The sequence below is a fragment of the Halomonas sp. Y3 genome, from assembly GCF_024137965.1.
Classification (GTDB): domain Bacteria; phylum Pseudomonadota; class Gammaproteobacteria; order Pseudomonadales; family Halomonadaceae; genus Halomonas; species Halomonas mongoliensis.
The window spans coordinates 3061743-3082265 of sequence record NZ_CP099975.1 but is presented as its reverse complement, the minus strand read 5'-3'; the positions used below and the strand labels follow the sequence as shown (position 1 = coordinate 3082265).

Annotated in this window: 17 protein-coding genes and 1 pseudogene; 13 read left to right on the top strand and 5 right to left on the bottom strand. The window is 67.0% G+C overall.

Annotated features, from left to right (window positions below):
- Nucleotides 1-117 precede the first annotated feature (117 nt).
- The 6 genes and pseudogenes from NHL60_RS14570 (at nt 118) to NHL60_RS14545 (ending at nt 6368) form a co-directional block, all read left to right on the top strand.
- Nucleotides 118-1128, top strand: coding sequence for a DctP family TRAP transporter solute-binding subunit (locus NHL60_RS14570; RefSeq protein WP_253444909.1), 1011 nt, complete (start codon nt 118-120; stop codon nt 1126-1128).
- A gap of 64 nt (nt 1129-1192) precedes the next feature.
- Nucleotides 1193-1672, top strand: a complete 480-nt coding sequence (locus NHL60_RS14565) for a TRAP transporter small permease (protein WP_253444906.1) — start codon at nt 1193-1195, stop codon at nt 1670-1672.
- Nucleotides 1662-2968, top strand: a pseudogene (locus tag NHL60_RS14560) (TRAP transporter large permease). The gene NHL60_RS14565 and the pseudogene NHL60_RS14560 overlap by 11 nt, the downstream one beginning before the upstream one ends.
- Before the next feature lie 153 nt (nt 2969-3121).
- Nucleotides 3122-3358 carry a DUF2798 domain-containing protein gene (locus NHL60_RS14555; protein ID WP_253444902.1) on the top strand — a complete coding sequence of 79 codons (237 nt, stop codon included), beginning with the start codon at nt 3122-3124 and terminating at the stop codon, nt 3356-3358.
- A gap of 172 nt (nt 3359-3530) precedes the next feature.
- Nucleotides 3531-4919 (top strand): KamA family radical SAM protein, encoded by a 1389-nt coding sequence (locus tag NHL60_RS14550; protein ID WP_253444899.1) that lies wholly within the window; start codon nt 3531-3533, stop codon nt 4917-4919.
- Between the two features lie 228 nt (nt 4920-5147).
- Nucleotides 5148-6368, top strand: a complete 1221-nt coding sequence (locus NHL60_RS14545) for a transposase (RefSeq protein ID WP_253444896.1) — start codon at nt 5148-5150, stop codon at nt 6366-6368.
- Nucleotides 6369-6487: 119 nt separating this feature from the next.
- Here NHL60_RS14545 and NHL60_RS14540 read toward each other — a convergent pair whose 3' ends face one another.
- Nucleotides 6488-7927, bottom strand: coding sequence for an IS66 family transposase (locus NHL60_RS14540; RefSeq protein ID WP_218314611.1), 1440 nt, complete (start codon nt 7925-7927; stop codon nt 6488-6490).
- Between the two features lie 187 nt (nt 7928-8114).
- Here NHL60_RS14540 and NHL60_RS14535 point away from each other — a divergent pair, with 187 nt between their 5' ends.
- From NHL60_RS14535 to NHL60_RS14525, 3 genes are all read left to right on the top strand, one after another.
- Nucleotides 8115-9095, top strand: coding sequence for a TAXI family TRAP transporter solute-binding subunit (locus NHL60_RS14535; RefSeq protein ID WP_253444893.1), 981 nt, complete (start codon nt 8115-8117; stop codon nt 9093-9095).
- A gap of 142 nt (nt 9096-9237) precedes the next feature.
- The gene (locus NHL60_RS14530; RefSeq protein WP_253444890.1) at nt 9238-11832 is read left to right on the top strand and encodes a TRAP transporter permease; all 2595 of its coding nucleotides are present in this window, start codon (nt 9238-9240) and stop codon (nt 11830-11832) included.
- Nucleotides 11833-11846: 14 nt separating this feature from the next.
- On the top strand, nt 11847-12275 hold the full coding sequence (locus tag NHL60_RS14525) for a universal stress protein (RefSeq protein ID WP_253444887.1): 429 nt from the start codon (nt 11847-11849) through the stop codon (nt 12273-12275).
- Between the two features lie 93 nt (nt 12276-12368).
- Here the strand turns inward: NHL60_RS14525 and soxZ are convergent, their stop codons facing one another.
- From soxZ to NHL60_RS14505, 4 genes are all read right to left on the bottom strand, one after another.
- The gene (gene soxZ, locus NHL60_RS14520; RefSeq protein ID WP_253444884.1) at nt 12369-13187 is read right to left on the bottom strand and encodes a thiosulfate oxidation carrier complex protein SoxZ; all 819 of its coding nucleotides are present in this window, start codon (nt 13185-13187) and stop codon (nt 12369-12371) included.
- A gap of 23 nt (nt 13188-13210) precedes the next feature.
- Nucleotides 13211-14245 carry a YeeE/YedE family protein gene (locus NHL60_RS14515; protein WP_253444881.1) on the bottom strand — a complete coding sequence of 345 codons (1035 nt, stop codon included), beginning with the start codon at nt 14243-14245 and terminating at the stop codon, nt 13211-13213.
- 76 nt (nt 14246-14321) lie between these two features.
- Complete coding sequence (locus NHL60_RS14510) at nt 14322-15638, bottom strand: FCSD flavin-binding domain-containing protein (protein WP_253444878.1); 1317 nt, start codon at nt 15636-15638, stop codon at nt 14322-14324.
- Between the two features lie 10 nt (nt 15639-15648).
- Nucleotides 15649-15981 (bottom strand): cytochrome c, class I, encoded by a 333-nt coding sequence (locus NHL60_RS14505; protein ID WP_253444876.1) that lies wholly within the window; start codon nt 15979-15981, stop codon nt 15649-15651.
- Between the two features lie 294 nt (nt 15982-16275).
- Here NHL60_RS14505 and NHL60_RS14500 point away from each other — a divergent pair, with 294 nt between their 5' ends.
- From NHL60_RS14500 to NHL60_RS14485, 4 genes are all read left to right on the top strand, one after another.
- Nucleotides 16276-17103, top strand: coding sequence for a DUF2189 domain-containing protein (locus tag NHL60_RS14500; protein WP_253444873.1), 828 nt, complete (start codon nt 16276-16278; stop codon nt 17101-17103).
- Between the two features lie 106 nt (nt 17104-17209).
- Nucleotides 17210-17728: a hypothetical protein gene (locus NHL60_RS14495; protein ID WP_253444870.1), complete on the top strand. Its 519-nt coding sequence runs from the start codon at nt 17210-17212 to the stop codon at nt 17726-17728.
- Nucleotides 17729-17787: 59 nt separating this feature from the next.
- A complete protein-coding gene (locus NHL60_RS14490; RefSeq protein ID WP_253444868.1) occupies nt 17788-18297 on the top strand; it encodes a molybdopterin-dependent oxidoreductase in 510 nt (169 codons plus the stop codon).
- Nucleotides 18298-18320: 23 nt separating this feature from the next.
- On the top strand, nt 18321-20513 hold the full coding sequence (locus tag NHL60_RS14485) for an ATP-binding protein (protein WP_253444866.1): 2193 nt from the start codon (nt 18321-18323) through the stop codon (nt 20511-20513).
- The last annotated feature ends 10 nt before the right edge of the window (nt 20514-20523 follow it).

Sequence of the window (20523 nt, the reverse complement as noted above, 5' to 3'; positions counted from 1 at the left end):
TCAACGCTGGTATTCGTAGAATATCTGCCTTGACGGCCGCGCCGCCGCGCCTGGCCGCCCGCTCCATAATGACAACTGTGGCCCGAGCCCCTTGGGCCACCGCAGCAAGGACACGCCATGACACTCCATCGACCGCTTGCCAAGCTGGCCGCCGCCCTGGCGGGTGCCGCCCTGCTCAGCGCCTCGCTCTCCGCCCAGGCCCGCGAGCTCTCCATCTCTACCGTGCTCTCCGACGCCTTCCCCTGGGGGCAGGCCGCCGAGCGCTGGGCCGAGCTCGTGGAAGAGCGCACCGAAGGCCGCATCACCATGCGGGTCTACCCCAACTCCCAGCTGGTGGCCGGTGACCAGACCCGCGAGTTCTCCGCCATGCGCTCCGGGCTGATCGACGCCGCCGTGGGCTCCACCATCAACTGGTCGCCTCAGGTGCCGGAGCTCAACCTCTTCTCGCTGCCCTTCTTCCTGCCCGACGAGGCGGCGGTGGATGCGGTGACCGGCGGCGCGGCCGGCGATATGGTCTTCGAGGCGATCGAGTCCCGCGACGTCATCCCGCTGGCCTGGGGCGAGAACGGCTTTCGCCAGCTCTCCAACTCCCGCGGCCCGATCAGCGAGCCCGGCGACCTCGATGGCCTGAAGGTCCGCGTGGTGGGCTCGCCGCTCTTCCAGGACACCTTCAACGCCCTGGGCGCCGACCCCACCCAGATGAGCTGGACCGACGCCCAGCCGGCGCTGACCACCGGCGCCGTGGACGGCCAGGAGAACCCGCTTTCGGTGTTCGACGTGGCGCGCATCGACCAGGTGGGCCAGCAGCACCTGACCCTGTGGAACTACATGAACGACCCGCTGATCTTCGCCGTGAACCGCCAGGTGTGGGAGTCCCTGGACGAGGGTGACCGCGAGATCCTGCGCGAGGCGGCCGTCGAGGCCGGCGAGTGGGAGATCGCCATGACCCGCGAAGAAGAGAGCGAGCGCCTGGCCGATATCCAGGAGCGCGGCGTCACCGTCACCGAGCTGACCGACGAGCAGTACCAGGCCTTCGTCGAGGCTACCGCCGAGGTCCACGACAAGTGGGTGCCGCGCATCGGCGAGGCCCTGGTGGAAGCGGCCCGCGAGGCCGTCGAGGCGCGCTGAATCGCGGCGCTTACCCCCTCCGTCGCCCCCGCTACCGGGGGCGACGTCATTTCACGAGGTAGACATGACACCCTCTCCCGATGCCCGGCCGGAGCGCTGGCTCGCCTCCCTGGCGCTGATCATCATCGCGGTGATCAGCCTCGGCAACGTGGTCACCCGCTATATCACCGGGGGCTCGCTGGCCTTTACCGAGGAGTTCTCGGTGTTCCTGCTGGTGGTGCTCACCTTCGCCGGCGCCGCCGTGGCCCTGCGCCGCAACGGCCATATCCGGGTGGGTCTGCTGGAGCGGGCGCTGCCCGCCGCGCCGCGCCGGATGCTGATCCTCTTCCAGTGGGGCTGCGGCATGGCGGTGCTCGGCCTGATCACCTGGTTCGGCGGCAAGCTCGCCTGGCAGGAGTACCAGTGGGAGTCGCTTTCGCCGGGGCTGGGGCTGCCCCAGTGGTGGTACATCGTCTGGCTGCCGCTGCTCTCGGCGGCGATGATGATCCGCCAGACCCAGCAGACCTGGGACCGCCTGCGCGGGAGGCTCAGTGATGAGCCCTGATCTCTGGATGCTGCTGGCCTTCGCGGGCCTCTTGATCGCCGGGGTGCCGGTGGCCTTCTCCCTGGGGTTGGCCGGCGCCGTGGGCATCCTGGCCGGCCTGCCGCCGGCCATGCTGGCGACGCTCGGCACCAACACCTACAACAGCATCGCCAAGTACCCGCTGATCGCCATTCCGCTGTTCATCCTCACCGGCCTGATCTTCGAGCGTTCGGGGGTGGCGCTTCGCCTGGTGCGCTTCGCCCAGGCGCTGATCGGCCCGCGCCACGGGGGCCTGGCCCTGGTGGCGGTGCTGGTCTGCATGATCATGGGCGGCATGAGCGGCTCGGGGCCGGCGGACGCCGCGGCGGTGGCCATGGTGATGCTGCCGAGCATGACCAAGGCGGGCTACCCCAAGCCCTTCTCGGCGACGCTGATCGCCGCCTCGGCCTCCACGGCGATCCTGATTCCGCCCTCGGTGGCGCTGATCCTCTACTCCATCGTGGTGCCGGGGGTCGACCTGCGTGCGCTCTTCGCCGCTGGGCTCTTCCCCGGGATCCTGGCCGGCCTGGCGCTGCTGGTGCCGGCGCTGCTGGTCTCGAAGCGCTATGGCTGGAAGGCGGCACCCCGGTGGAGGGCGCCGAGCGCCTCAAGGTGGGGGAGACCTTCAAGCAGGCGCTGCCGGCGCTCTTCGCTCCGGTGCTGATCCTCGGCGGGCTGCGCTCCGGGCTCTTCACCCCCACCGAGGCGGCGGTGGTGGCGGTGGCCTACGGGGTGGCGATCGGGCTCTTCGTGACCCGCGAGATCGGCGTGCGCGATCTCTGGAAGCTGTTCGGCGAGGCGGCGGTGATCTCCGGCGTGGTGATGCTGATCATCGCGCTGGCCGGCATCTTCGCCTGGGCCGGTACCATGCTCGGCACCTTCCGCGACATGGCCCAGTGGATCATCGCCCTGACCGACAACGGGGTGCTGCTGCTGATCCTGATCATGCTGGCGGTGCTGCTCGCCGGCATGCTGCTCGACGCCATCTCCATCTACCTGATCCTGATGCCGATCCTGATCCCGGTGATGCAGCACTTCGAGTGGAACCCGGTGTGGTTCGGCATCCTGCTGGCCATGAACATCGCCATCGGCCAGTTCACCCCGCCGGTGGCGGTGAACCTGATGGTGACCACTGAAGTGGCCAAGATCCGCCTGGAGCAGACCGTGGGCTGGGCGCTGCTCTTCGTTGCCGCCATGGCCTGCGCCCTGGCGCTCGTCGCCGTGTTCCCGGAGATCGCCCTGTGGCTGCCACGGACCCTGGGCTACAACGTGGGGTAGGGCGCTGGTCGCGCTCTTCATGCTGCCCGGAGATCGCCCTGTGGCTGCCGCGGGCCGGGCTCTGGGCGTGCGACGTTCGGCCGCCTGACGGCGGGGGAGAGATGGTATATGATAGCGTCCTAACCATATTCCCTTTCTCCATCAGGTGCCGCCATGCTCTTTCCCCCCCGCCTCGCGCCGCTGGTCTTCTCCGTGCTGATGTCGGTCTACATGGTGACGCTGATGACCTTCGTGATCACCTGGGTCAATACCGGGCTCGGTGAGGGCTTCGCGGGGCGCTGGTGGCGAGCCTTCTATATCGCCTGGCCGATCGCCTTCGCGCTGATCCTGCTGGGCGCACCGCGTCTGCAGCGCCTGGCCGCCAAACTGATCCGCAAGCCGGCCAAGTGATGTCGCTGGCCTGAACGAGCGTTGCGCTTTTTGCGTCTTTCCGAGACATTCGTTGCAAATCGGCGCAGGGATTTGCACTTTTGCCGCCATCTCTGTACCAATGGCCTCCCCCAACGAGAAGACGGTGGCCCTTCCCCCCAGGGAAGGCTCCGGACAACGACGAGGAGGCATGATGAACCAGCGTATCAATATCGAACTCGGCAGCCCCGCCGCCGAGGCCTTCGAGGCCCGGCAGTTCAAGGTCTACACCCACCGCCAGCTCGACAAGATCGAGGCGATTCAGAATCTGCCTGAGGACCTGCGCTTCGATATGCGGGTCGTCAGCCAGGTGCTGCCGTTTCGCGTCAACGAGTACGTGATCGATGAGCTGATCGACTGGAACAATATTCCCGCCGACCCGATCTTCCAGCTCACCTTTCCCCAGCGCGGCATGCTGCGCCCCGAGCACTTCGACGAGGTGGCCGAGCTAGTGCGCCGCGACGCCGATGCCGCCGAGATGAAGCCGGTGATCGAACGGGTTCGCAGCGAGCTCAACCCGCACCCGGCGGGGCAGATGGATCTCAACCTGCCGATGCTCGACGGTGAGCCGCTGCCCGGCATGCAGCACAAGTACCGCGAGACGGTGCTCTTCTTCCCGAGCCAGGGGCAGGTGTGTCACAGCTACTGCACCTTCTGCTTCCGCTGGGCGCAGTTCGTGGGCGACAAGGACCTCAAGTTCGCCTCCAGCGAAGCGGATTCCCTGCACCGCTATCTGGCCGAGCACACCGAAGTCACCGATCTGCTGATGACCGGCGGCGATCCCATGGTGATGAAGGCCAAGCACCTGCGCATGTACCTGGAGGGGCTGATGGCGCCGGAGCTGGATCACGTTCAGGACATCCGCATCGGCACCAAGAGCCTGACCTTCTGGCCCTACCGCTTTGTCACCGACCCGGACGCCGAGGATATCCTCGATCTCTTCCGCGAGCTGACCGCGGCCGGCAAGCACGTTGCCTTCATGGCGCACTTCAACCACTGGAAGGAGATGGACACCCCCATCTGCCGCGAGGCGATCCGCCGTATCCGTGCCACCGGGGCCGAGATCCGCACCCAGGCGCCGCTGCTCAAGCACATCAACGACGACGCCGACCAGTGGGCGAAGATGTGGACCCAGCAGGTGCGCCTGGGGATGATTCCCTACTACATGTTCGTGGAGCGCGACACCGGCGCCCGCCACTACTTCGAGGTGCCGCTGGTGCGCGCCTGGGAGATCTACCGCGAGGCGATGAAGCAGGTGCCGGGCCTGGCGCGCACGGCTCGTGGGCCGTCGATGTCGGCCGATCCGGGCAAGGTGGAGATCCAGGGGGTGACGGAGATCCAGGGTGAGAAGGTCTTCGTGCTGCGCTTCATCCAGGGCCGCGACAGCGACTGGGTGCAGCGGCCCTTCTTCGCGAAATACGACGAGGCCGCCACCTGGCTCAACCACCTGGAACCGGCGCTGGGGGAGAGCGAGTTCTTCTTCGAGGCCGAGTTCGCCGCCATGAAGGACGAGAAGCAGGCGCTGATCATGAAGGCGTCCTGAGCCGGTCCCTCCCCTGCATATCGAAAACCGCGCTTCGGCGCGGTTTCCTGTTTCTGCGCGTGAGAGAGCAAACGCCTCATAAACGTTGGGGACTCCTAGACTGAGGGGTACAATGCCCCCCGCGTTGACCAAAAGGCGCGACAAGCCCCGCCGTTCAGGGCGGGGAAGGATAGCGCGGGCGCCGCAGGCGCCCTATACTACTGGATATAAATATAGCGGCGGGTCACTATGCAACGCCTCCAAGCCTTCAAATATGAGCTGATGCCCAACGGCGAGCAGGTGCGGAAAATGCGCCAGTTTGCCGGCATGGCGCGGTTCGTTTTCAACCGGGGGCTGGCGTTGCAAAAGGAGCAGTATGAAGCCGGTGAGAAGAAGTTGGGCTACGCGGCTTTGTGCAAGCAACTCACCGGCTGGCGCAATAGCGCCGAGACACCTTGGCTCCGGGATGGCCCGATCCACCCGCTCCAGCAGTCGCTGAAGGATCTGGAGCGCGCCTACGCTAACTTCTTCGCCAAGCGTGCAGACTTCCCGCGCTTCAAGAAGAAAGGGCAGCGCGACAGCTTCCGCTATCCCGATCCGAAACAGATCAAGCTCGATCAAGGAAACAGCCGCATCTTCCTGCCCAAGCTCGGCTGGCTGCGTTTTCGCAAGAGCCGCGAGGTACTGGGGGTGGTGAAGAACGTCACCGTCAGCCAGTCGTCGGGGCGATGGTTCGTCTCGATTCAGACCGAGCGCGAGGTCGCCGTGCCAGCGCCAACCGGCGGCGCGGTGGGCATCGACCTGGGGGTGGCGCGGTTCGCCACGCTCTCCGATGGCAGCTACCTGGCACCCCTCAACAGTGTCAGAACGCACCAGGCGGCGCTGCGCAAGGCGCAGCAAGCCATGAGTCGCAAGGTCAAGTTCAGCAACAACTGGAAGAAGGCCAAGGCCCGGGTCCAGAAACGCCAGGCTCACATCGCCAATGCCCGGCGCGACTACCTGCACAAGGCTTCCACCACGATCAGCCAAAACCACGCGCTCGTGGTGCTGGAAGACCTGCAGGTAGGCAACATGTCGCGCTCGGCCAGAGGCAGTGCCGAGCAGCCAGGCCGCCATGTCCGGCAGAAATCTGGCCTCAACCGCTCGATCCTCGACCAGGGCTGGTACGAGTTCCGGCGTCAGCTCGACTACAAGTTGGCCTGGCGCGGGGCGCATCTGGTGGTTGTGCCACCGCACAACACCAGCCGCACCTGCCCCGAGTGCGGGCATGTGGCTGCGGGGAACCGGCGCAGCCAGGCCCACTTTGCCTGTGTCGAATGTGGCTTCGAGGCCAATGCCGATCATGTCGGCGCCATCAATGTATTAAGGGCGGGGCACGCCCGGTTAGCCTGTGAAGTGAGTGGTGCAGTCAGGCCGCCAGCAGCAGGAACCCACCGAAGCGACTCAGGAGTGGCTCAACGCCGCGCCTGAGCGCCGTAGGAATCCTCTTCCTTTCCGCCGTTGGCGGCAGCTGCCTAAGCAGCTGAGGGAGGGGAGGACGTCAACGAGGTCGTTACCCGCTAGGGTTTTTTTCCGCGTAACTGTTTAGCTCACGCCGCCTGATCCGTGGCTGTAGGCTGCATGAAGGATGGCACATCACCCGCAAACAGTTGCTCCAGTGCGGTATGCGCCGCCACCCCTTGCTTGACGGCGGTCGAGAGGAAGCTGCGCATCCGGCAGAAGATCTCCGCCCCCTCCCAGGAGCGGAAGCAGCCCGAGATTTTCTGCTGGACCTTGGTCATTCGCAGATCGCGTTCCCCCTGGTTGTTGGTGAAGGGAGCGGCAGGGTCGTCGAGGAAGCGCAACACGTCGTCCTCGTACGCCTGGAGGCGTTCCAGGAGGTTGCGCGACTTGGTGCGCTTGGCCCGGCCTCGCGTTCCAGGTGGCGGTTTCACCGGCGGGGGGCACTCGGCGTCCCCTTTCGCCAGGCAATCTCGATAGCGCTGCCGCCAGGCTCGGGTCTCATCGGCCGAGAGGCAGCCGTCGGCCACCTCCACGGCGCGATGCATCTCCAACAACAGGTCATGCAAGGCCTTGGCCCATGCCTGGCCATCGTTCTCCCAGGCCGCTGTCAGCTCCCGAAGGTGGTGCGCATTACAGAGCGCGTGCCGGCAATCCGGATAGCGGTAGTAGGGCTTCCAGTGATCATGCACCAGCACGCCACGCACGAAGGGCAATACGCCGATGGCGTCCATCGCTTCCTGGCCGCGCTTGGGGTGCGGGGCCAACCAGGTCAGGGCCTCGTTGGAGGCGCTGTGTAGCCAGTAGCGTTTGCCACCGACCTGCATTCCGGTTTCATCGGCATGGACGGTGGCTGCTTCACGTAGCGCCGGGATCACCCACTCGGCGAACGCCTCGGCCCGCTGGTAGGCCTCCTGGTTGAAGGCGAACAGGGTGCCGGTGCTCAGCGACAGGCCGCACTGCGAGGTGAGCAACTCGCGGATACGCGCATAGGGCAACAGCTGATACTGGGAGAGATAGACGACATGCGCCTTGAGGCGAGGGCCATACTGGATGGGGCGAGTCACGCCCTCGGGGAATGGCGCCACGTAGCGTTGCCCCTGATCATCTTCGAGGACCTCAGCCTGATATTCGGTGACCACGGCCTGGATTACGATGTCCTGCACTTGGCGCGTTTCGACGCCGACCGGGCGGTAAGAACGCCCCTTGGGGAGTTGCCGACGATCGACACGGAGCTTGACCACCTCGTCGGGGTCCGTCACCGGCGCCAACGTCTTACCCTCATGCCCTGGCTGTCCGCCGGGGCGCCGCTCGCCTTTGGCGCGCGAGCGGCGCTGGCGATTGGGATCCTGGGACGGTGGCTTGCTGCTGTTGCGGCTACTGGTGGCCAGGCGATCGGCCATGAGCTTGACCAGCAACATCAGCACATCGATGGCCGCACGCAGCGACGGAGAGACCGTCTGGTCTTCCTTGAGCTGCTGTCGGACCCGCTCCAGAGCCTCGTCGACGTTGATATCGCTGATGGTCATGTCACCGCATAGATATGCCGAAGGATTAGGCACACTATGCCAGAAAAATCAGGTGGTTGGCGACAGGCTATCCGCAACCACCTGAATAGTTACTTTTCCGCTAAAGTAGTATGGAGTGGTGGATCGACGGATGCATGCCGTCTCTGCCTGATGTTTGCCTACAATGAATGCAATAAGAGGTGTCTTCATGAAACGCCATGCTTTCTCGGCTGCTGCCTTCTCCGGCGCCCTGCTCGGCGCCGCGATGTTCTCGGCCCCGGCCGTGGCCCAGGATCGATTCATCACCATCGGGACCGGCGGTCAGACCGGCGTCTACTACGTGGTTGGTCAGTCGGTGTGCCGCATGGTCAACCGCGGCAGCGACGAGCACAACATCCGCTGCAACGCCCCCTCCACCGGTGGCTCCGTGGCCAACGTCAACGGCATGAAGAGCGGCGAGCTGGACATGGGCGTGGTGCAGTCCGACGTCCAGTACCGTGCCTATCACGGCGAGGACAACTTCGCCGAGGGTGGTGCCTGGGAGGAGATGCGTGCCGTCTTCACCATGCACGGCGAGCCGCTGACCGTGGTGGCCCGCGCCGACTCCGGCATCGAGCATATCTCCGACTTCCCCGGCAAGCGCGTCAATATCGGCAACCCGGGCTCCGGCCAGCGCAACACCATGAACGTGGTGATGGACGCCATGGGCTGGGATACCAGCGTCTTCTCCCTGGCCTCCCAGCTGGACGCCGCCGAGCAGGCCGCGGCCCTCTCCGACAACAACATCGATGCCATGGTCTACGTGGTGGGCCACCCCAACGGCTCCATCCAGGAAGCCACCACCACCATCGATGCGCGCCTGGTGCCGGTGACCGGTCCGGAGATCGACGAGATCATCGAGGCCAACCCCTTCTACACCCGGTCGGTGATCCCGGGCGGCCTCTACCGCGGCAATGACGAGGACGTCGAGACCTTCGGCGTGGCAGCGACCTTCGTCAGCTCTACCGCGGTGGACGAGGATGTCGTCTACGAGACCGTCAAGGCGGTGTTCGAGAACTTCGATCGTTTCAAGCGTCTCCACCCGGCCTTCGAGAACCTCGAAGAGGAGCAGATGATCTCCGACGGCCTGACCGCTCCGCTGCATGACGGTGCGGCACGCTACTACCGCGAGCGCGGCTGGATCGAGTGATTTCGCCGAGCTGTTGAATCACCCGTGGTGATCGATGCGCGGACCCCCTCGGGGCGTCCGCGCATCTCGTTGAGGCCCCCCTGGGGCCGGCGGCTGCGGGGCAGGGATCGATTCATTACTAGACTGTGGGCAGGACCAGCACATGACTGACGAGAAGACAAATGCCCGTGCTGCCGATGTCGACCTGGAGGATATGGTCGCCTCCAGCGACTCGGGAGCACGCAAGCCGCTGGGAGCGCCCGGCAAGCTGCTGGTGGGGATAGCGGCCGCCTGGTCGCTGTTCCAGCTGTGGATCGCCTCACCGCTTCCCTACATCTTCCGCTTCGGGGTCTTCAATGCCACCGAGGCGCGCTCCATCCACCTGGCATTCGCCCTCTTCCTGGCCTTCATGGCCTATCCGGCGCTCAAGCGCTCGCCGCGGGACCGCATTCCGCTCCAGGACTGGCTCTTCGCGGCGGTGGCCGCCTTCTGCGGCGCCTACATGTTCCTCTTCTACGAGCAGCTCTCGACGCGCCCCGGCGCGCCCCTGACCCAGGACGTGATCGTCGGGGTCATCGGGATCGTGATGCTGCTGGAGGCCACGCGCCGGGCGCTGGGCCCGCCGCTTGCCATCGTCGCCTCGATCTTCATTCTCTATTCGCTGTTCGGTCCCTACATGCCGGGGATCCTGGCCCACCGCGGGGTCAGCCTCAACGGGCTGGTTAACCACCAGTGGCTGACCGCCCAGGGGGTGTTCGGCATCGCGCTCGGGGTCTCGACCAGCTTCGTGTTCCTCTTCGTGCTCTTCGGCGCCCTGCTCGACAAGGCCGGGGCCGGCAACTACTTCATCAAGGTGGCCTTCTCCCTGCTCGGCCACTACAAGGGCGGCCCTGCCAAGGCGGCGGTGGTGGCCTCCGGGATGACCGGCCTGATCTCCGGTTCGTCGATCGCCAATACCGTCACCACCGGCACCTTTACCATCCCGATGATGAAGCGGGTCGGCTTCTCGGCGGAGAAGGCCGGCGCCGTGGAGGTCTCCTCCTCGGTGAATGGCCAGATCATGCCGCCGGTGATGGGGGCCGCGGCCTTCCTGATGGTGGAGTATGTCGGCATTCCCTACGTGGAGGTGATCAAGCACGCCTTCCTGCCGGCGTTGATCTCCTATATCGCGCTGATCTACATCGTGCACCTGGAGGCCCTCAAGGCCAACATGACCGGCCTGCCGACCAGCAACCCGGCGCGCCCCTTCCTCAACAAGGTGATCGGCTTCCTGACCGGCCTGATCCTGCTGATGGCGCTCTCCTTTGCCGTCTACTACGGGCTCGGCTGGCTCAAGCCGGTGCTGGGCGATGCGACCCCCTGGGTGGTGGCCGTGGCCCTGACCGTGGTCTACGTCGGCCTGCTCAAGGTGGGTGCCAAGTATCCCGAGCTCGAGCTCGATGACCCCAGTTCCCGAGTGGTCAAGCTGCCCCAGACCCGCCCCACGGTGATGGTGGGCCTGCACTACATCTTGCCGGTGATCGTGCTGGTGTGGTGCCTGATGGTGGAGCGTCTCTCGCCGGGCCTCTCCGCCTTCTGGGCCACGGTCTTCATGATCTTCATCATGATCACCCAGCGGCCGCTGATCGCCATCTTCCGCGGCCGCAGCAAGGTCGTGGCAGACATCAAGGAGGGCTTCAAGGACCTCTGGGACGGCCTGGTGGCCGGCGCCCGCAACATGATCGGCATCGGCATCGCCACGGCGGCGGCGGGCATCATCGTCGGGGCGGTCTCCCAGACCGGCGTCGGCCTGGTGCTGGCCGACGTGGTGGAGATTCTCTCCATGGGCAACCTGATGCTGATCCTGCTGCTCACCGCGCTGCTCAGCCTGATCCTCGGCATGGGCCTGCCCACCACCGCCAACTACATCGTGGTCTCGGCGCTGATGGCCCCGGTGATCGTGATGCTGGGCCAGCAGAACGGCCTGATCGTGCCGCTGATCGCGGTGCACCTCTTCGTCTTCTACTTCGGCATCATGGCCGACGTGACGCCGCCGGTGGGCCTGGCCTCCTTTGCGGCGGCGGCGGTCTCCGGGGGCGACCCGCTGCGCACCGGTTTCCAGGCCTTCTACTACAGCCTGCGCACCGCGGCGCTGCCCTTCCTCTTCATCTTCAACACCGACCTGCTGCTGATCGACGTGGGGTGGCTGCAGGGCATCGTGATCTTCATCATCGCGACCATCGCCATGCTGATCTTCGCCGCGGGCACCCAGGGCTTCATGATCGTGCGCAACCGCTGGTACGAGTCGCTGCTGCTGCTGCTGGTGGCCTTCACCCTGTTCCGCCCCGGCTTCTGGATGGACAAGATCCATGATCCCTACGAGGCGGTGCCTCCCAGCCAGTTCGCCCAGGCCCTGGGCGAGGTGGAGGATGGCAGCAACCTGCGGGTGCAGATCGCCGGCGAGGACGCCTTCGGCGACCCCATGACCACCTATATCCTGGTGCCGGTACCGCGGGGAGATACGCCGGAGGAGCGCATGGAGCGCCTCGGCATGGAGCTCTGGGTGGACGGCGACCAGACCCTGGTAGACTTCGTGCAGTTCGGCGGCCTGGCGCAGGATCTCGGCTTCGACTTCGATCAGGAGATCCTCGAGGTGCTGGCGCCCACCGACCGCTGGGCCAAGGAGTGGATGTGGATACCGGGCTTCCTGGTGTTCGGCCTTGTCGTGCTGCTGCAGCGGCGCCGGCGTGACCCCGGTGCTACCGCTGCCACTGCCTGAGGGAGGTAAAGACCATGTACAACAAGATCCTGCTGCCGGTGGACCTCAACGAGGAGCTCTCCTGGAAGAAGGCGTTGCCCACGGCGGTGACCCTGTGCCGGACCTTCGGGGCCTCGCTGCATGTGCTGACCGTGCTGCCGGACTATCGGATGCCCCTGGTGGGCTCCTATTTTCCGCGTGACTTCGCCAAGAAGGCCCATGAGGCCATCACCGAAGCGCAGCATCAGTTCATCCAGGAGCACGTGCCCGAGGACATCCAGACCCAGACGGTGATCGTCGATGGCTCTCCCTGGGAGGCGATCATCAAGGCGGCCAAGAAGCTCGAGGTCGACCTGATCGTGATGGCCTCCCACAACAAGCGCAAGTTCGCCGACTATGTGCTCGGCCCCAACGCCGAGCACGTGGTGCATCACTCCAAGATGTCGGTGATGATCGTGCGTTAGGCACTCACCTGGCGGGCGCCATCGGTGCCCGCACGCCATGCAAGTGCCCCGGCCGTCTGGCCGGGGCACTTGCGTTGGGGGAGTCGTCGGAAATCAGCTGACGCTGATGCTCGCCTCGTGGCGGGCGCTCTCGCCGCTGTCGTCCTGCCACTCGAATACCACCTCGGCATCCTCGGTGGGGGAGAGGTGAAAGCGCAGGTAGGGGTTGGCCGAGACCGACTGGTGCAGGTCGGCAGTGAAGGCGGCCTCGCCGTTGAGAGTCACGGTGAAGCGTTCGATGATATGACGCGGCAGCGTCTCTCCGCCGGCGCCCTCGCGCAGGCCAGTCTCCATGGGGTGGCTGATCAGGGTGCGTACCTCCACGGGTTCGCCGGCGGCGGCCCGCTCCGGCAGGCTGACCCGCGGGTTGGCCAGGGGCTCGGGACCCTGGTCGTCACCGCGCATCAGGCAGCCGCTGACGGTGATGCGCACGTCCCGGGCGGTGGCGAAGGTCTCCCCCCGGTGGCTGCGTGCGATGGCGATCACCTGCTGGCTCTCGTTGAGGCGCACCCGGGTGGAGATCTCCGGCAGCCCGGCCTCCGGGCTCAGGTGGAAGCTGGCGATCTCCGGGTAGGGGTTGCCCGTGGCAAAGAGGTGGATCTCGGCGAGGTGGTCACCCTCCGCCAGCGAGGCGTCGAAGCGCACGCTGAGCGGAACCGCGGATCCATCCTCGGAGACATGGGGCAGCTCCAGGGCCAGGCCCTCGGTGGCCGGCGTGGTGCCGCGGAGCAGGTCACCGGCGGCATCGAGGCGCTGCCAGGGACCATCGGCCAGGGCGGCCGAGGAGAGGCCCAGGGGCGAGAGTGCCATCAGGCCGGCACCGATCAGCAGGCGGCGCCGGGAGAGAGCGCGAAGCAGGAGGGGATGAGGCATGAAGGAGCTTCCTCGAGGGTGGATCAGGTAGACGTGGAGTTGGACAGCGTGAGAGGCCCCTTGATCCCCAGCCAGGCGCCGGCGGCGATGCCAGCCAGGGCGGCGAAGGTGGGCAGCGCCAGGGTCGAGAAGCCCGAGAGCCCCTGGCCGATGGAGCAGCCCAGGGCCAGCACGCCGCCGATGCCCATCAGGGCACCGCCCGCCATGCTGCGGCCCATATGGCCGGGCCCGGAGAACCCCTGCCAGGCAAAGTCGCGACGGACGAGCGCCATCACCAGGGCGCCGGCCAGCACCCCGGCCACCACGCTGACGCCGAAGCCGAGCCGGGTGCCGGTAGCGAGCATGGCGTACTGCAGGGCGTCGGCGATGGGGGCGATGAAGGTGAGGGTGGCCAGGCGCACGGGCTCGAAGTCATCGAAGCCCAGCACGCCGGTGGCAAGCCAGCCGGCCGGTACCAGGGCGCCGATGACCAGCCCGCCGAGCCAGTCTCGCGGCGAAGCGCGAAAGTCGCGGCTGGCAAGCGCCCAGGCGATGAGTGCGCCGCCGAGCACCAGGGCCGGCAGCCAGGCGGGAACGCCGAGCAGCCCGGGCAGATCCCGGGCGGGGAGGGCGAGGGTGGTGGCACCCTCGAGCCAGACCCGCAGCGGAGCGAGCAGGCCGGAGAGGGTCATGGCGGCCGAAAGGCCCAGGCAGACCAGCACCACGAAGCTCCTCAGGTTGCCGCTGCCGAGCAGCACCAGCGAGCGGGCGCCGCAGCCGTTGGCCAGCACCATGCCGTAGCCGAACAGCGCACCGCCCAGGGGCACCGCCAGCCAGGAGGCGCTGGGCGGCAGGTAGAGGGCGCCGCCCAGGGAGAGCACGCCAAGCGCTGCCAGCGCCTGGCTGCCCAGCAGCGCCACGGCCATGGCCAGGGCGAAGGCGCGCAGCTTGCGGCTATCCCCGGTCGTCCAGCTGTGGTTGAGGCCGCGCAGCAGGCAGAAGCCGCTCGCCTGGGCGGTGGCACCGAATGCCAGGCCGATCACCAGGCCCGACCAGGCCACCAGCTCGGTATGGCTCATGGAAAACTCCTCGCTCCTTCAACGACACCGGGCCACCCGAAGGTGGCCCCGCGCATCCAACCACTGCCGCTTCGTGTCAGACGCTGGTGCCCCAGGTGTCCTGGCAGATGGCGTTGTACCAGCCCACGGCGTATTCGGCCTCGAGGGCCCGGACATGGTCCGGGGCATCGGCCGGACTCAGCCCGCCGGATCCTTCTACCTCGGCGATCACCCCCTCCTGGACCCGATAGACCCCGGCCACCGAGATGCCGTACTCGGGGCCGATCAGGCTGTAGCAGGTGTTGGTCCAGTAGGGCTCCGGCGCGCTGCGGCCCGAGAGCTCCGCGGCGATGGCGGCGGCCACCACCTTGGCCTGGTTGTTGGCGCAGAAGCCCGACTTGGGCATCGGCGCGGCCACCGTGGCGTCGCCGATCACATGGATGTCGCGCACCTGCCGCGACTCGAAGGTCTCGGCCTTGACCGGTACCCAGCCGGAGTCGTCGGTGACGCCGGCGCGCTCGGCGATGAAGCCCGCCTTCTGGGGCGGAATGACGTTGAGCACGTCGGCCCGATGGCGGGTGCCGAACTCGGTCTCCACCTCGAGGTTCTCGGCATCGACCCGGGTGACCCGGCCGTCGCCGGAGAGGCCGACCCACTCGATGCGGTCGCCGTAGAGGCGCTCCCAGCCGGCGGTGAAGAGCCCCTGCTTGGAGAAGTTGTCCTTGGCGTCGAGGATCAGCACCTTCGAGTTGGGCTTATGCTGGCTGAAGTAGTGGGCCACCATGCTGGCGCGCTCGTAGGGCCCCGGCGGGCAGCGGAAGGGGTTCTCCGGGGCCACCATCACGAAGGTGCCGCCATCCTCCATGGCCTCGAGCTGGCCCTTGAGCCGTTCGGTCTGGGCGCCGGCCTTCCAGGCGTGGGGAGCGAGCTCGGCGGCGGCCTCGTCGTAGCCCTCCAGGGCGTTCCAGCGGAAGTCGATGCCCGGTGAGAGCACCAGGCGATCGTAGACCAGGGTCTCGCCGTTGGCGAGGCGCACCCGGTGTCCGTCGGGGTCGACGTCCTCTGCCAGGGAGTGCACCACCCGTACGCCGTAGCGATCGCGCAGCTCGTCATAGCCGTGGGCGATGGAGCGCAGGTCGCGCAGGCCGCCCAGGAAGAGATTGCTGAAGGGGCAGGTGTAGAAGACCTCGGCGGGCTCCACCAGGGTCACCTCGATGGCCGGGTTGGCCCGCTTGAGGTATTTGGCGGCGGTGGCGCCGCCGAAGCCGCCGCCGATCACCACCACGCGGCCGGCGGAGCCATTGGCGATGGCGAAGGGGGCAATACCGCCCAGCAGGGGCAGGGCCGAGGCGGCGCCGATGCCCTGCAGGAAACGGCGCCGGGAGACGCCGCGGCGATGGATGTTGTGGCTCATGGTCTCTCCCTCACGGCGCGTCGATATTGGCGAAGTGGTCGGCCAGCGCCGAGAGCTCCTCGTCGCTGAAGCCTCGCGCGATGCGATTCATGACCGTGGTGTCCTCGACCGTATCGCCCTTGAAGGCGAGCAGGCGCGACTCCAGCACCGCCCGGGGGCGGCCGGCAATGGCGGGCACCGGGCCGGAGAGGCGGCCGTCGGTGCCGTGGCAGCTGGCACAGCCGCCTGCCATCACCGCCAGCTGGTCGGGGGAAAAGGTGTCCTCGGCCTGGGCGGTAAGCGCCAGGCCACCAAGCAGCAGGCCCCCCAGCAGGGAAGCCGCCGCGGGTCGTGGCAGGGTCATCATCAGGTTCCTCACGCGGGCCCCGGGCAGGGCCGCTTGCACGGGTTCGGATTGTTGTCAGGCCTCCATGCTAGGGCAGCCGGATCTAGGCTGACAAAGAACCTTTCGCGATTGACTTATATAGATAGTGGCATCGACGCCTGGAGCGTCGGGCCACTGTCAAGGCGGCAGGATTGATCCGGGTCAACTACATTAAACCTGTGTTAAGCGATTAAGGCGGCATTAGGTCGCAGGCCGGTGCCGGTGTCCGGGCCCACCGAGGTGGGTATCTCCAGGTAACACAGGGGTGACTCCATGAACGCAGCAACAACAAGAGCGCATCGCGAGGCTGCAGCGACCAGGGTAAAGATCACCATCAACCCGGTGGGGATGGATCGGCCCAGGGCCTGGCTGGCAGCCGGTATCGAGGATTTCCGCCAGGCCACGGCGGTGAGCCTCGCCTATGGCATGTTCTGGGTCGGCCTGAGCATCGCCATCACCGCCGGTGCCATCACCCTCGGGCTCTGGCACTGGCTGCTGCCCATGGTTGCCGGCTTCATGTTTGTCGGTCCCCTGGTGGCGGTGGGCTCCTACGGGGTGAGTCGTGCCCTGGAGGCGGGACGAGCGCCCCATCTGGGCGATGCCTTTGGCGCCTGGCGTCCCCATGCCGGCCAGCTGGCGATGATGGGGGTGATGATGATGATCTTCTTCCTCGCCTGGATTCGCCTGGCGACCCTGCTGTTCGCGCTCTTCTTTGGCTTCGAGGTGCCGAGCCCGGCGACCCTCTACTCGGCCCTGCTGACCACCCCCGAGGGCCTTGGCATGATCGCGGTGGGCACCGTGCTGGGCGGCATCCTGGCCTTTGGCGCCTTCGCCATCAGCGCGGTGGCCATTCCTACCCTGATGGACCAGGACCTCACCTTCATGGAGGGGATCGAGGCCAGCGTGCGCTCCGTGGCCAGAAACTTCCGGCCCATGCTGCTGTGGGCCGCGATCCTCACCGGCTGTGTGCTGGTGGGCATGATGACCTTCTATATCGGCCTGATGCTGATCCTGCCGGTGCTGGGGCACGCCAGCTGGCACGCCTATGAAGACCTGGTGCGGATCGAGTCGCTGGACGAGAAGGGTGAGCTTCACGGCTGACCTAGGCACCGCCTCGCACTGTCGGGGCATGGCCGCTATGCTGGGGGCGTTCGCGCCCCCTTCTCTATGTCCGGCTCCTGTCGGCGTCTGCTCGCAAGGTCATGCCATGTCGATTCTGCGCCCGATTGCCTGTCTGCCGTTTCTGCTGCTGCCCCTGGCAGGGCTCCATGCCCAGACGCTCCAGCTGTCGCCTTCCGGTGGTGCCCAGGCCATCGCCCTGGCCCTCGAGGCCTGCATGGCGGATGCCCAGTGGGAGCCGGAACCTTCACTGGCCTGTGCCCGGGAGACCGAGTCGCAGTGGGCGCTGGAGGTCGAGCGCCTCGATGCGCGGCTCGACAAGGTGCTGGGGCGTGAGGCGCGACTGGCGCTGGAGGCCTCCACGGCGGCATGGCAGTCGACCCGGGATGCCGATCTGGCACTGGTGGAGGCCTACCATGATCAGCTGGTCATGGCGCAGCTGGGTGACCCGGCGCTGATCCCACTGTCCCGGCAGCTGCACCGCAATGCCGTGCTGGAGGAGCGTGCCGGGTTTCTGCAGCGGCTGCTGGAGGGGCTGGAAACCTCCCGTCATCCGCCCCCGGAGAGGCATGCCCCCGAGGGAGCGGTTGACCAGATGGCTAACTGACCTTTGCCCCCGTTTCGGGTAGTCTTGGTGCCATCTCGAACCTCGCTACGGGATTGCCCATGAGTCGACGCATCCTGCCACTGCTGATTGCCCTTCTTTCACTCCTCTGGCTGTCGCCGGCCGCCTCGGATGAGCTGCCGACCCCGACCGGCGAGGTTCTGCTGACCATCAGCGGGGATATCGCCAGGCCCAACGTGGGGGATGAGGCCCGGTTCGACCGGGAGATGCTTGAGGCCATTGCCCCCACCGAGGTGCGCACCCGTACCCCCTGGCATGCTGATGACGGGCGCTATGAGGGGCCCTTGCTGCGCGAGGTGCTGGCGGCAGCGGGGGTGCGCAGTGAACAGGTCTGGGTGCGGGCCCTCAACGACTATGAAGCGGAGATTCCGCTGGCCGAGCTCGAGGAGTATGACGTGATCCTGGCCATGCGCCGCAACGGCTCCCCGATGCAGATCCGCGAATTCGGCCCGCTTTTCGTGCTCTACCCCTTCGATGACCACCCCGAACTGCTCAACGAGACCGTGCGCTTCCGTTCGGTCTGGCATGTCGTGCATATTCACGCCCCCTGAGGGGCGCCCTGTCGAGGCCCGCGATGCTGCGCCTACCCCTGCGTGTCAAGCTTGGCGCCCTCAGCGCGCTGCTGCTGCTGGCGGCAGCGCTGGTGGTGGTGGGGCTGGTCTCCTGGCGGCAAGACAGTCTGGCTCAGAGCGTCGGGGGGGACGCTTCCTGGCACGCCTACAAGCTCGATCGTGACGTGGTCCAGCTGCGCAACTACCTGGCCCAGCCGGATGCCGATCAGGCTGGCCTGTCGCTGCGTTTCGAGCTTTTCTACAGCCGGCTCAACCTGCTGCGTGGCGGCGGCGATATCACCGACCTGCTCGGCGCCATTCCTGCCGCCCAGCGGCTGCTGGGCGAGATCGACGGACGCATCGAGGCCCTGGACGACGAGATCAGGGCCCTGGAGTCGCTGGCGCCGCCGCAGCGCCATGCCCTGGACGGGCAGCTCGAGACCCTGGCCAATCGCACCGAGCGACTGGTGATCGCCATCAATGGCCATCTGGCCGAGACGACGACCCGTGAGCGCAGCCAGCTCCAGCGTCTCTACGTCCTGCTGCTGGTGCTGATCCTGGCCATGAGCCTCTCGGCCACCCTGGTGTCGCTGATCCTCTTTCGCGAGGCCCGCGACAATGCCGCAGCGCGCCGTGAACTGGAGACGCTGAGTCGCGAGCTGGAGGCCACCGCTCGCCAGGCGGAGTCGGCCAGCCAGGCCAAGTCGGAGTTCCTGGCTACCGTCAGCCACGAGATTCGCACCCCGCTCAACGGCGTGATCGGCATGAGCGACCTGCTCATGGAGCAGCGGCTCGACGGCGCGGCGCGGCAGTATGCGGCGACCATCCACGACAGCGCCGGCCTGCTGCTGGAGCTGATCAACGACCTGCTGGACTTCTCCAAGATCGAAGCCGGCCGGTTGGAGCTCGAGCAGCGGCCCCTGGCGCTCGGCGAGGTGGTGGATGGGGTCGTGGCCCTGCTGGCCCCTAGGGCCGAAGCCCGTGGGGTGGCGCTGCATACCCGGCTGGACGCGGGGTTGCCACCCCGGGTGCTGGCCGACTCGGGACGCCTGCGCCAGGTGCTGCTCAACCTGGTTTCCAACGCGGTAAAATTCACCGCCAAGGGGGAGATTCGCCTCGAGGTGCGTCAGGAGCGCCCCGGGCTGATCCGCTTCGAGGTGGTGGATACCGGCCCCGGCATTGCGCCGGAGCAGCTGTCGAGGATCTTCGAGCCCTTCCGGCAGGGCGACGCTTCCACCGCGCGACGCTTCGGCGGGACGGGGCTCGGGCTTGCGATCTGTCGCCGGCTGGTAGGCGCCATGGGCGGCACCATCGAAGTGGCCAGCGAGCCTGGCCTGGGCAGCCGCTTCTGGTTCCTGCTGCCCCTGGAGCCCGTCGCGGAACCGGAGCCCATGCCCTTCGCCGTCGCTCGCTCTCCCCGGCGGGTCGACCTCGCGAGTACGCGCCTGCTGGTGGTCGAGGACAACCCCGTCAACCAGCAGGTGGCGCGAGCCATGCTGGAGCGTCTCGGGTGCTCGGTCACCATTGCCGGCTCCGGAGGCAGTGCGCTGCAGATGGCGGCGGTGGAGCGCTTCGACCTGGTCTTCATGGATGTGCAGATGCCCGACATGGATGGCCTGGAGGTAACGCGCCGCCTGCGCGCTCGCCCGGGCTGGACGGCCGGCGTTCCCATCGTGGCGATGACGGCGGGAGGCCCCGGAGGCGAGCAGGCCCGCTGCCTGGCCGCCGGCATGAATGGCTATCTCACCAAGCCGCTGCGCCAGGAGCGGCTGCTCGAGGTACTGCTGCGCCACCTGGGCGAGCAGGAGAGCGAGGTCCACAGGGTGAGTACGCCCGGGCTCATCGAGCGAGATATCCTGATTGACCCGCTGACTCTGCAGGGGCTGCGTGAGTCCCTCGGCCAGGAAGGCCTCGAGTCGCTGGTTGCCCTCTATGCACAGCAGGCCGAGGCCCGTGTGGCGGTACTCAAGGGGGCGCTGGGTGAGGGGGGCGATGCCGAGCAGGCCCGTCATGCGGCCCACCAGCTCAAGGGGGAGTCCTCGAGCCTGGGGGCGATCAAGGTGGCGGGGCTGGCGGCACGGCTCGAACGCCTGGCCCAGGAGGGGAACCTGGTGGCCGCCAGGGGGCTGCTCGGTGAGCTTGGCCCCTGCCTGGCCGCCACCCTGGCAGCGTTGGAAGGCTGGCGGACATCCTCCTGGCGCGGAACTGGATCCTGACCAAGACTGT